The following is a 12141-nucleotide window of genomic DNA, read 5'->3' on the forward strand; positions in this document are numbered from 1 at the left end:
GCGCGTCAGGCGGCGGCGTGCAGGTGCAGCAGCTGCGTCTCGAAGCGCCGTGCGAGTTCCTCGGACGGCAGCGCCTGGCAGACGAGCCAGCCCTGGATGTGATTGCAGCCCATCTCCGTCAGCAGTTCGCGCTGCGCCTCGGTCTCGACGCCTTCGGCGACGAGCTCGAGATCGAGCGTCTGCGCGAGGCCGACCACCGCCGACACGATCGCGCGGTCGTTGCGCGACGTCAGCAGGTTCTCGACGAAGCTGCGGTCGATCTTCAGCTTCGCGAGCGGGAAGCGCTGCAGGTACGCGAGGCTCGAATAGCCGGTGCCGAAATCGTCGATCGCGAAACGGATGCCGAGATCGGTCAGCTCCTCGAGCAGCCCCTTTGCATGCGCGGGGTCGTGCATCAGCAGGCTTTCGGTGATTTCGAGCACGATGCGGCGCGGGTCGATGCCCGTCAGCGTGATCGCCTCGCGCACGCTCTGCGTGAAGCGCGGGTCGCGGAACTGCTGCGGCGATACGTTGACTGCCACGTATTGCAGCGCGAGCCCCTGGCGGTCCCATGCGACGAGCTGCATGCACGCGGCCTTGAGCACCCAGTTGCCGAGATAGTTGATCAGGCCGATCGATTCGGCGAGCGGAATGAAGGTTGCCGGCGGCACGAGGCCGTGCACCGGATGGCGCCAGCGGATCAGCGCCTCGACGCCGACCACCGCGCACGACTGGCTGTGCGTGATCGGCTGGAAATGGAGCGAAAACTCGCCGTTGCGCACGCCGTCGTACAGGTCGGCTTCGAGCTTCAGCCGTTCGGCGTCGGCCGGATCGTCGACGGGCGCATGGAACGCGAGCGCGTTGCCGCCCGATGCCTTCGCCTGCGCGAGCGCGTGGTCGGCGCGGCGCAGCAGCGGGCTGTGGTGCTGCGCACGATGCGGCGCGGCACGCTCGTCCGGATAGAGCGCGATGCCGATGCTGGCGGACAAGTGCACGGTCTGCCCCTGGTACACGTAGGGCTCGCGCACCGCGGCCTGCAGCCGGCGCGCGAGCGCGTCGGCGGTATTGCTCGCCTGCGTGCGGTCCGGCGCGCCGAGTACGACCGCGAACTTGTCGCTCGCGACGCGCGCAAGCCGTTCGTTCGGCGTGACGAGCGCCTTCAGCCGCTGCGCGGTTTCGCGCAGCAGCGTGTCGCCCGCGTCGTAGCCGAGCGCGCGGTTGATCCGCTGGTAGTCGTCGAGGTCGAGCAGCAGCAGCGCCGCGCAGGTGCCGTCCTCGTCGGCGATCTGCTGCGCGTGCATCAGTGCAGGCACGAGCGCGGACAGGTTGTCGAGCCCCGTCATCGGGTCGTGGTGCATTTCGTACGTGAGGCGCGCCTCGAGCGCGCGCCACGACGATACGTCGAACGCCGCGATCGCGAAGCCGTCGACGCCGTGGTGACGGCTCTTGAACGCGCGGACCTCGACGTCCAGCGGATAGGTGAGGGACTTGACGATGCACATCGTCGCCTTCTCGACCTGGCCCGAACGCGCGGCGCGCGCAAGCAGGCCTTCGAGCGCCGCGGTATCCTGTTCGGCGATCAGGTCGCGCAGCGTCAGCGTGTGCAGGTAGTCGCGGTGGTAGCCGATGAAGCGCAGGCTCGCGTCGGACACGTACAGAAAGCGCAGCTCGCGGTCGACATGGGCAAGGAAATCCACCGTGCCGACCGTCTGTTCCAGCCAGTTGCGCACGGAGTCGTCGCGGCGCGGCGCACCGGCGCGCGCGGGCATCAGCGCGCCGCCCGACCAGGCGAAGCGGCGCAGCGTATGCAAGGCACTGCGCCAGGAGCCCTTGCGTGACGTCTGTTTCCTGTTGGCTTCCATGTTTCTCGCTGACGTGAAGGGCTGGAACCGGTTGTCCGGAAGGAATAACGGCAGACTGTGCGGAATCTTTAACGGGCCGGGCGCGGATGGCGCTGCCGCAGGACCGGATCATGCACGTGCGTTCGACAGGCGAACGCCGACGTGGCCTACATCGAGGCTGACTTTATAAGAAATGAGGACGCAGATGAAGCGAAAACTGTTGCTGGGCGCCGTGGCGGCGCTGGTGGCCGGCCATGCGCTGATGGCGCACGCGGAATTGAAGCCGGGCGCCGCGGCGCCGGACTTCAAGACGCAGGCGTCGCTGGGCGGCAAGACATACGCGTACTCGCTCGCCGACGCGCTGAAGCAGGGCCCGGTCGTGCTGTATTTCTACCCGGCCGCATTCACGAAGGGCTGCACGATCGAGGCGCACGCGTTCGCGGATGCGGTCGACCGTTACAAGGCTTACGGAGCGACGGTGATCGGCGTGTCGGCAGACAATATCGACACGCTGACGAAGTTCTCGGTGAGCGAGTGCCGGAGCAAGTTCCCGGTCGCGGCCGACCCGGACGCGAAGATCATCCGCGAATACGACGCGAAGCTGCCGGCGCTCGACCGCGCGAACCGCGTGTCCTACGTGATTTCGCCGGAAGGGAAGATTCTCTACGAATACACGAGCCTGTCGCCCGACAAGCACGTCGAGAACACGCTGGCCGCCGCGAAGGCGTGGGCCGACGCGCATCCGAAGCAGTAAGCGGCCGGCCCTGGCACCCAAGCGGCCCGTCGTGCGGGCCGCGGGCAGCGGAACACGCGCGCCGCCGCGCGGCGGCGCACGGGGAACCGCGCTACGCGCGCAGCGCCTGCTCGATCGGCACGCCGCCGCCGACGAAGCCGACCATCTTGCGCGAGATACCGAGCTTGATCGCCTCGATCGCGGCCCATGCAACGTCCTGGCGCGATACCGGCGGCGCGGGGTCGAGCCACGCGTCGGTCAGCGCGATCTTGCCGACGCCCGGCCCGTCCGCGAGCGGGCCGGGGCGCAGGATCACGTAGTCGACGCCCGACGCGATCACGCGCTCGTCGCCTTCGCGCTTCATCTGCGAATAGTGGCGCAGCGTATCGGGGCCCTGCTCGGGCCGGTACGCGGACAGCGAGCTGATCACCACGAGCTTCTGCCCGTTGTAGGCCAGCGTGTATTCGGCCGCGCGGGCGACCGCGTCGCGGTCGATCTGTTCCTCTTCGGCCGCGCCGTCCGTTTCGGCCGAGCCGGCCGCGTAGATCACGTGCGTGATGCCCTGGAATGCGTGCGAGAAATCGTTCGTCAGATCGGCCTCGACGACCCGCGCGCCCGCCAGCGCATAGCCGTGCCGGCGCACCAGCGCCGTGACCTCGAACTCCGGCTGCTTGAGCAGCAGATCCGCGCACGCCTGGCCCGTGCGGCCGGTCGCGCCAATCAGCAGTACCTTCGTCGTCATGAAACTGCTCCTTGCTCGATGCGTCATCCTTCCAGATAGGGACGGACGACCAATAACTCAAGTGTAATGTCGAATTGGTCCGGCGGCGGACAGGTATTAAGGGTCATACCGGCGCGGGTACGCGGTCCCCGGCGACATCGCGGACGCTCAGGCGGTCATTCGTTCACACGGATTCGGGAATGACGCGCCGACCGGCTATCATGTGCGCGATGCATTTTTCGCCGCTACGCCCTATAACGCGTCGGCCAACCGGTTGGAGTACACATGGCATTACCCCTGGACAACGTCAGCATGGCCGTGTTCTGCGACTTCGAGAACGTCGCGCTCGGCGTGCGCGACGCGAAGTACGAGAAATTCGACATCCAGCCCGTGCTGGAGCGCTTGCTGCTGAAGGGCAGCATCGTCGTGAAGAAGGCCTATTGCGACTGGGATCGCTACAAGGGCTTCAAGGCGTCGATGCACGAGGCGAGCTTCGAGCTGATCGAGATTCCGCATGTGCGCCAGTCGGGCAAGAATTCGGCCGACATCCGGCTCGTGGTGGACGCGCTCGACCTCTGCTACACGAAGTCGCATGTCGATACGTTCGTGATCATCAGCGGCGACTCGGATTTTTCGCCGCTCGTGTCGAAGCTGCGCGAGAACGCGAAGAAGGTGATCGGCGTCGGCGTGAAGAAATCGACGTCGGACCTGCTGGTCGCGAACTGCGACGAATTCATCTTCTACGACGACCTGGTGCGCGAGCAGCAGCGCACGCTCGCGAAGCGCGAACAACAGCAGCGCGCCGGCAACGGCGGCGCGAAGCGGCCCGACGAGCCGTCGCGCAAGCACGACATGGACGCGCGCAAGGCCGAGGCGATCGCGCTGGCGGTCGAGACGTTCGACGCGCTCGCGTCGGAGCGCGACGACGTCGGCAAGATCTGGGCGTCGGTGCTCAAGAGCGCGATCAAGCGCCGCAAGCCGGATTTCAACGAGTCGTACTACGGGTTCCGCGCGTTCGGCAACCTGCTCGACGAGGCGCAGGCGCGCGGCCTGCTCGAAGTGGGGCGCGACGACAAGTCGGGCGCGTTCGTATCGCGGGCACGCCAGCCGGCGGCTGCGGAGCACGTCGCGGCGGGCGGTGAAGGCGCCGCCACGCACCACGGCCAGCGGGCGGCCGAGCCGGCGCGGGCCGGGCGCGAGCCGCGACGTCGCGGGCACCGGGCGGAAGCGGTCGTGCACGAAAGCGTGCAGGTCGAAGCGGAAGAGGCGGTCGTTGCCGAAGTCGCCGACGTAGCAGCGGTCGCGCCTGCCGTCACGGCCGACGTGGTCGAACCGCACGGCGACGCGAACGACGGCCGCAAGCGTGCGCGCAAGAGCGCGGCGAAGAAGACCGGTGCGAAGAAGGGCGCCGCCGCGAAGAACGCCGGCCGTCACGAGGCCGGGAAGCCGGACGACACCGCGCATGGCGCGGCGAAGCACGGTGGCGACAAGCACGCGCACGGCAAGCATGCCGACGACGCGCATCGCGACGCGGAGCACGGCGATGATCGGCATGCCGCGGTGACGCACGCCGAGCCGGCAGGCGATTCCGGCGCCGAGGTTGCCGCCGCGCAGCCGTCGCATGACGCGGCGCCGGTCGAATCGGCTGCTGAATCGGCTGCCGACGCACCGGCCACCGCCAAGCCGAAGAAGCCGGCCCGCAAGGCGGCACCGCGCGCGCGCCGTCCGCGCAAGACCGCGGCTACCGAGTAACCGCAGCCGGGCCGGGGGCGTCGAGAACGCGGCGGCACCCGGCCCGCGCAATACCGGCCGGCGCAACGCCGGCCTGCCTGCCTAGCTAGCCGTTCAGCGCATACGGCCGCGTCATCACTTCGAGGAAGTGGCCGTCCGGATCGTCGAAATACACGCCGCGGCCGCCGTTGTGGCGGTAGATGTCGCCGGGTTGCCGCTTGGCCGGATCGGCCCAGTGCGGCAGCCCGCGCTCGCGAATGCGCGCGAACACGCGATCGAAGCCGGCTTCGTCGGTCAGGAACGCGTAATGCTGCGCCGCGATCTCCCCCGTCTTTTCGTAAAAATCGAGCGACACGCCGTTGTCGAGCGGCACGACCAGCATCGCGCCGAACGGCGTCGGCGGCGGCAATTCCAGAAGCTCGGTGAGGAAGCGGCTCGACGCGCGCTTGTCGCGGCACCAGACGATCGTATGGTTGAGCTGGACGTTCATGGCGTGTTCCCGTGAAGGGCGCCGCGGTGGGCATGGAAACACGATAGCCGATCGCCGCCGGCGTTCAAGCGCGGAAAGCGGCCGCCTGACGGGCGGCCGCTGCCATCATTCCCCGGCGATCGCCGGCCCGCCCGAATTCCCGCGGCGGTTGCGCCGCTTCTCGGCCCACACGCGCAGCCGGTCCATGTACAGATAGACGACCGGCGTCGTATAGAGCGTCAGCACCTGCGACACGATCAGGCCGCCGGCGATCGCGATCCCGAGCGGCGCGCGCAGCTCGGCGCCGTCGCCGCTGCCGAACGCGAGCGGCAGCGCGCCGAGCAGCGCCGCCATCGTCGTCATCATGATCGGGCGGAAGCGCAGCAGGCACGCCTCGTGGATCGCGTCGAACGACGACTTCTGGTTGTTGCGCGTCTGGTCGATCGCGAAGTCGACCATCATGATCGCGTTCTTCTTCACGATGCCGATCAGCAGGATCACGCCGATCAGCGCGATGATGCTGAACTCGGTCTTGAACAGCAGCAGCGCGAGCAGCGCGCCGACGCCGGCCGACGGCAGCGTCGACAGGATCGTGATCGGGTGGATGTAGCTCTCGTACAGGATCCCGAGCACGATATAGACGGCCAGCAGCGCGGCGAGGATCAGGATCGGCTGGTTGTTCAGCGACTGCTGGAACGCCTGCGCGGTGCCCTGGAAGCTGCCGACGATCGTCGGCGGGACGCCGACCTGCGCCATCGTCTGGTAGATCACCTGGGTCGCCTGCGACAGCGATACGCCGGGCGGCAGGTTGAACGAGATCGTCGTCGCGACGAACAGCCCCTGGTGGTTGACCGACAGCGGCGTCGTGCTCGGCCCGAACGTCGCGATCGACGACAGCGGGATCATCGTCGACTTCGACGTCGACACGGACGCGCCCGACGACGCGCTCGACTTGCCGCTGGCCGCGATCGAGTTGAGCGCCTGGTTGCGCGCGGAATCGGACGCGATCGCCGCGGCGCTCTGCGTGGCCGTGCCGGCGCTCGACGTGCCGGCCTTCGTCGCGACATAGGTGCCGGCCGCCGCGTTGGTGGTCTGCGAGCCGTTCGCGCTGCCGCCCGACGTGCTGATCCACACCTGGTTCAGCATCTCGGGGCTCTGCCAGTATTTCGGCGCGACTTCCATCACGACGTGGTACTGGTTCAGCGGGTTGTAGATCGTCGAGACCTGGCGCTGGCCGAACGCGTCGTACAGCGTGTTGTCGATCTGCGCGGGCTTGATGCCGAACCGCGCGGCCGTCGCGCGGTCGATCGTCACCATCGCCTCGAGGCCGCCTTGCTGCTGGTCGGAGTTCACGTCGGTCAGCTCGGGGCGCTTTTGCAGCGCCTCGGTCAGGATCGGCCCCCACTTGTACAGGTCGGCGCTCGAATCGCCGAGCAGCGTGAACTGGTACTGCGCGTTGCTCTGCCGGCCGCCGACGCGGATGTCCTGCGCGGCCTGCAGGAACGTGCGCGCGCCCGCGACGTCCGCCAGCGGCGGGCGCAGTTGCTGGATCACCTGGTCGGCCGACAGCTTGCGCTCGGTGCGGTCCTTCAGCGTGACGAACATGAAGCCCGAGTTGGTCTGCGTGCCGCCGGTGAAGCCCGCGACGCTCTTCACGTTCGGGTTCGCCTGCACGATCCGCATCATCTCGGAGAACTTCAGCTTCATCGCCTGGAACGACGTCGACTGGTCGGCCTGGATGCCGCCGATCATCAGCCCGGTGTCCTGCTGCGGGAAGAAGCCCTTCGGCACGACGATGTACAGGTAGACGTTCAGCCCGATCGTCGCGAACAGGGTCATCAGGATCAGCAGCGGCCGGCGCAGCGCCCACGACAGCGTGCGTTCGTAGCCGCGCTGCATGCGCGCGAAGCAGCGCTCGAGGAAGCGCCCGAAGCGGCCTTCGTTTTGCGGGTCGTGCGACTCGGACAGCAGGCGCGCGCACATCATCGGCGTGACGGTGAGCGACACCGCGAGCGACACGGCGATCGCGAGCGACAGCGTCAGCGCGAACTCGCGGAACAGGCGCCCGACGATGCCGCCCATCAGCAGGATCGGCAGGAACACCGCGACGAGCGAGATGCTCATCGACAGCACCGTGAAGCCGACCTCGCGCGCGCCGTCGAACGCGGCCTGCATCCGCGACTTGCCGTTCTCGATGTGCCGCGAGATGTTCTCGAGCACGACGATCGCATCGTCGACGACGAAGCCGGTCGCGACGATCAGCGCCATCAGCGACAGGTTGTCGATCGAGAAGCCGAGCAGGTACATCGCGCCGAACGTGCCGATGATCGAGATCGGCACCGCGACGCTCGGGATCAGCGTCGCGCGCCAGTTGCGCAGGAACAGGAACACGACCATCACGACGAGGCTGACCGCGATCAGCAGCGTGTGCTGGGTGTCCTTCAGCGACGCGCGGATCGTCGTCGACCGGTCGAGCACGGGCGTGACCGTGATGTCGGCCGGCAGCGACGCGGTGAGCTGCGGCAGCGCCGCGCGCACGCGGTCGATCGTGTCGATGATGTTCGCGCCGGGCGAGCGGTAGAGGATCACGAGCACCGCGCGCTTGCCGTTCGCGAGGCCCAGGTTGCGCAGGTCCTCGACCGAATCGACGACGTCGGACAGGTCGGACAGCCGCACGGCCGCGCGGTTGCGGTAGGCGACGACGAGGTCGCGGTACTGCGACGCGCTGGAGGCCTGGTCGTTCGTATAGAGCTGGTAGCGCTGCGGGCCGAATTCGATCGCACCCTTCGGCGCGTTGGCGTTTGCGGACGCGAGCGCCGCGCGCACGTCCTCGAGGCCGATCCCGTAGTGGAACAGCGCCTGCGGTTCGAGCTCGACGCGCACGGCCGGGTTCGCGGAGCCGCTCACCGAGACCTGGCCGATCCCGTCGATCTGCGACAGCGACTGCTGCAGCACCGTCGACGCGGCGTCGTACAGCTTCGCGGGCGACGAGGTCTCCGACGTCAGCGACACGATCATGATCGGCGAGTCGGCCGGGTTGACCTTGCGGTAGGTCGGGTTGCTCTTCAGCGCGGCGGGCAGGTCGGCGCGCGCCGCGTTGATCGCGGCCTGCACGTCGCGCGCGGCGCCGTCGATGTCGCGGTTCAGGCCGAACTGCAGGATGATCCGCGCGTTGCCGACCGTGCTCGTCGACGTCATTTCGGAGACGTCGGCGATCGAGCCGAGGTGCCGCTCGAGCGGGCTCGTCACGCTGGTCGCGACGGTCTCGGGGCTCGCGCCCGGCAGCGACGCCTGCACCGAGATGGTCGGGAAGTCGACCTGCGGCAGCGGCGACACCGGCAGCTTGATGAACGCGAACAGGCCCGCGAGCGCGACGCCGAGCGCGAGCAGCGTCGTCGCGACGGGGCGGGTGATGAAGGGACGCGACAGGTTCATGTCGGCACTCGCTGGGCCGCCCCGTGTTCCGACGGATGCGTTTTCGGCAGATGGGGGGGCTGCGCCCCCCCACGCGAACGAAGTGAGCGTGGGGGTCGTTTCATTTACGCATCCGTGCGCGTGTCGGCACCGGGGCCGTGGCGTTCGAACCAGCCGCGCACGCGGCGCGCGAGCGAGTCGAAGCCGAGGTAGATCACGGGCGTCGTGAACAGCGTCAGCACCTGCGACACGATCAGGCCGCCGGCGATCGCGATCCCGAGCGGCTGGCGCAGCTCGGAGCCCGCGCCGGAGCCGACGATCAGCGGCACCGCGCCGAGCAGCGCGGCGAGCGTCGTCATCAGGATCGGCCGGAAGCGCAGCAGGCACGCCTGGAAGATCGCCTCGCGCGGCGGCTTGCCTTCGACGCGTTCGGCCTCGAGCGCGAAGTCGATCATCATGATCGCGTTCTTCTTCACGATGCCGATCAGCAGCACGATGCCGATGATCCCGATGATGTCGAGATCGTGCCCGGTGATCATCAGCGCGAGCAGCGCGCCGACGCCGGCCGACGGCAGCGTCGACAGGATCGTGATCGGATGGATGTAGCTCTCGTACAGCACGCCGAGCACGATGTACATCGTGATGATCGCCGCGAGGATCAGGAAAACCTGGTTCGACAGCGATGCCTGGAATGCGAGTGCCGCGCCCTGGAAGCGCGTCTGGAACGACGCGGGCAGGTCGATGTCCTTCTCGGCGGCCTCGATCGCCTTGACGGCTTCGCCGAGCGACGCGCCGGCCGCGAGGTTGAACGAGATCGTCGTCGACGGGAACTGCGACAGGTGCGCGACCAGCAGCGGCGACGGCCGCTCGTGGAACGACGCGATCGACGACAGCGGCACCTGGCCGCCGCCGGCCGACGGCAGGTAGATGTCGTTCAGCGATAGCGCGTAGTGCTGCTCCTTCGGCTCGGACTCGAGAATCACGCGGTACTGGTTCGACTGCGTGAAGATGGTCGACACGATGCGCTGGCCGAATGCGTCGTACAGCGCGTTGTCGACGGTCGCCGGCGTGATGCCGAAGCGCGCGGCGCTTGCGCGGTCGATCTCGATGTAGACGGATTGTCCGTTGCTCTGCAGGTCGGTCGCGACGTCGGCGAGCGACGGCTCCTGCTGCAGCCGCGCGACGAGCTTCGGCACCCAGGTCGCGAATTCGTCCGAATTCGGGCTCGTCAGCATGAACTGGTACTGCGTCGGGCTGACGGTCGAGTCGATCGTCAGGTCCTGCACCGACTGCATGAACAGCGAGATGCCCGTGATGTTCGCGACGCGGTGCTGCAGGTCGCGGATGATCTGCGCGGCCGTCTCGGTGCGCGCGTCGCGCGCCTTCAGGTTGATCAGCATCCGGCCGCTGTTCAGCGTGATGTTGCTGCCGTCGACGCCGATGAACGACGTGAGGCTCTCGACGTTCGGGTCCTTCAGGATCTCGGCCGCGAGCGCCTGCTGGCGCTCGGCCATCGCGCCGTACGAGATCGATTGCGGCGCCTGCGTGATCGCCTGGATCACGCCGGTATCCTGCGCGGGGAAGAAACCCTTCGGTATGTAGACGTACAGCAGGCCGGTCAGCACGAGCGTCAGCAGCGCGACGACGAGCGTCGAGCGCTGGCGGTTCAGCACCCATTCGAGCGCGACCGCGTAGCGCGCGATCACCCGGTCGATCGCCTGGTGCACGCGCGCCTCGAAGCGGTGGCTTTCGGGCGGCGGCGAATGGCGCAGCAGCTTCGCGCACATCATCGGCACGAGCGTGAGCGACACGATCGCCGAGATCACGATCGTCACCGCGAGCGTGATCGCGAATTCGTGGAACAGGCGCCCGACCACGTCGCCCATGAACAGCAGCGGGATCAGCACCGCGATCAGCGACACCGTCAGCGAGATGATCGTGAAGCCGATCTGCTTAGAGCCCTTCAGCGCGGCCTCGAGCCCCGATTCGCCTTCCTCGACGTAGCGCGCGATGTTCTCGATCATCACGATCGCGTCGTCGACGACGAAGCCGGTCGCGATCGTGAGCGCCATCAGCGACAGGTTGTTCAGCGAGAAGCCGGCCAGGTACATCACCGCGAGCGTGCCGATCAGCGACAGCGGCACCGACAGGCTCGGGATGATCGTCGCGTAGACGTTCGCGAGGAACAGGTACATCACCAGCACGACCAGCCCGACCGCGAGCAGCAGTTCGAACTGCACGTCGCGCACGGCCGCGCGGATCATCGTCGTGCGGTCGGTGACGATCTGCACGTCGAGCGCGGCCGGCAGCGTTTCCTGCAGCTTCGGCAACTGCGCCTTGATCGCGTCCACCGTCTGGATCACGTTCGCGCCGGGCTGGCGCTGCACGTTCAGGATGATCGCGGGCTCCGAATTCACCCACGCGCCGAGCTTGGTGTTTTCCGAGCCGGCGACGACCGTCGCGACGTCGGTGAGCATCACCGGGCGGCCGTTCTTGTAGGCGACGACGGCGCTGTTGTACTGGTCGGCGCTCGTGAGCTGGTCGTTCGCGTTGATCGTGTACGCGCGCGTCGGGCCGTCGAAGTTGCCCTTCGGCGTGTTCACGTTCAGGTTCGAGATCGTCGTGCGCAGGTCGTCGAGGTTCATCCCGTACTGCGCGAGCGCGGTCGGATTCGCCTGGATCCGCACGGCCGGGCGGTTGCCGCCCGACAGGCTGACGAGGCCGACGCCCGCGATCTGCGAGATCTTCATCGCGAGGCGCGTGTCGGCCAGATCCTGCACCTGCGTGAGCGGCAGTGTCTTCGACGTGACGGCGAGCGTGATCACCGGCGCGTCGGCCGGATTGACCTTCGCGTAGATCGGCGGGGCGGGGAGGTCGGACGGCAGCAGGTTGCCGGCCGCGTTGATCGCGGCCTGCACTTCCTGTTCGGCGATGTCGAGCGGCAGGTCGAGCGAGAACTGCAGCGTGATCACCGACGCGCCGGCCGAGCTTTGCGACGACATCTGGTTCAGCGACGGCATCTGCCCGAACTGCCGTTCGAGCGGCGCGGTGACCGACGAGGTCATCACCTCCGGGCTCGCGCCCGGGTAGAAGGTCTGGACCTGGATCGTCGGGTAGTCGACTTCGGGCAGCGCCGCGAGCGGCAGGAAGCGCAGCGCGACGAGGCCGGCCAGCATGATCGCCGCCATCAGGAGGGCGGTGCCGACTGGCCGGAGAATGAAGAGGCGGGACGGATTCATCGAGCGGCCCGCGC

The 12141-nt window shown here is 68.0% G+C and carries 7 protein-coding genes; 2 read left to right on the forward strand and 5 right to left on the reverse strand.

Annotated features, from left to right (window positions below; genetic code table 11):
* Positions 1-5: 5 nt before the first annotated feature.
* Positions 6-1748, reverse strand: coding sequence for a putative bifunctional diguanylate cyclase/phosphodiesterase (gene cdpA / locus ABD05_RS11550; protein ID WP_202967906.1), 1743 nt, complete (start codon positions 1746-1748; stop codon positions 6-8).
* 277 nt (positions 1749-2025) lie between these two features.
* Between cdpA and ABD05_RS11555 the strand changes: the two genes are divergently transcribed.
* Entirely contained in the window at positions 2026-2574 is a 549-nt protein-coding gene (locus ABD05_RS11555; protein ID WP_047900236.1) for a peroxiredoxin, read from the forward strand.
* A 91-nt stretch (positions 2575-2665) separates the two neighbouring features.
* Here ABD05_RS11555 and ABD05_RS11560 read toward each other — a convergent pair whose 3' ends face one another.
* A complete protein-coding gene (locus ABD05_RS11560; RefSeq protein ID WP_047900237.1) occupies positions 2666-3295 on the reverse strand; it encodes an SDR family oxidoreductase in 630 nt (209 codons plus the stop codon).
* Between the two features lie 264 nt (positions 3296-3559).
* Between ABD05_RS11560 and ABD05_RS11565 the strand changes: the two genes are divergently transcribed.
* Positions 3560-5026 (forward strand): NYN domain-containing protein, encoded by a 1467-nt coding sequence (locus ABD05_RS11565; protein WP_047900238.1) that lies wholly within the window; start codon positions 3560-3562, stop codon positions 5024-5026.
* 85 nt (positions 5027-5111) lie between these two features.
* On the opposite strand, the gene ABD05_RS11570 is transcribed toward ABD05_RS11565, so the two are convergent.
* From ABD05_RS11570 to ABD05_RS11580, 3 genes are all read right to left on the reverse strand, one after another.
* A complete protein-coding gene (locus ABD05_RS11570) occupies positions 5112-5495 on the reverse strand; it encodes a VOC family protein (RefSeq protein WP_047900239.1) in 384 nt (127 codons plus the stop codon).
* A gap of 105 nt (positions 5496-5600) precedes the next feature.
* Entirely contained in the window at positions 5601-8909 is a 3309-nt protein-coding gene (locus tag ABD05_RS11575; RefSeq protein ID WP_047900240.1) for an efflux RND transporter permease subunit, read from the reverse strand.
* Between the two features lie 104 nt (positions 8910-9013).
* Entirely contained in the window at positions 9014-12127 is a 3114-nt protein-coding gene (locus ABD05_RS11580; RefSeq protein WP_047900241.1) for an MdtB/MuxB family multidrug efflux RND transporter permease subunit, read from the reverse strand.
* Positions 12128-12141: the final 14 nt, after the last annotated feature.

It is taken from the genome of Burkholderia pyrrocinia, from assembly GCF_001028665.1.
Taxonomy (GTDB): Bacteria; Pseudomonadota; Gammaproteobacteria; order Burkholderiales; family Burkholderiaceae; genus Burkholderia; species Burkholderia pyrrocinia.

Coding starts and splice junctions, on each gene's coding strand:
- ABD05_RS11555 (WP_047900236.1), top strand. CDS start 2,026: ATGAAGCGAAAACTGTTGCTGGGCGCCGTGGCGGCGCTGGTGGCCGGC.
- ABD05_RS11580 (WP_047900241.1), bottom strand. CDS start 12,127: ATGAATCCGTCCCGCCTCTTCATTCTCCGGCCAGTCGGCACCGCCCTC.
- ABD05_RS11565 (WP_047900238.1), top strand. CDS start 3,560: ATGGCATTACCCCTGGACAACGTCAGCATGGCCGTGTTCTGCGACTTC.
- cdpA (WP_202967906.1), bottom strand. CDS start 1,748: ATGCCCGCGCGCGCCGGTGCGCCGCGCCGCGACGACTCCGTGCGCAAC.
- ABD05_RS11570 (WP_047900239.1), bottom strand. CDS start 5,495: ATGAACGTCCAGCTCAACCATACGATCGTCTGGTGCCGCGACAAGCGC.
- ABD05_RS11575 (WP_047900240.1), bottom strand. CDS start 8,909: ATGAACCTGTCGCGTCCCTTCATCACCCGCCCCGTCGCGACGACGCTG.
- ABD05_RS11560 (WP_047900237.1), bottom strand. CDS start 3,295: ATGACGACGAAGGTACTGCTGATTGGCGCGACCGGCCGCACGGGCCAG.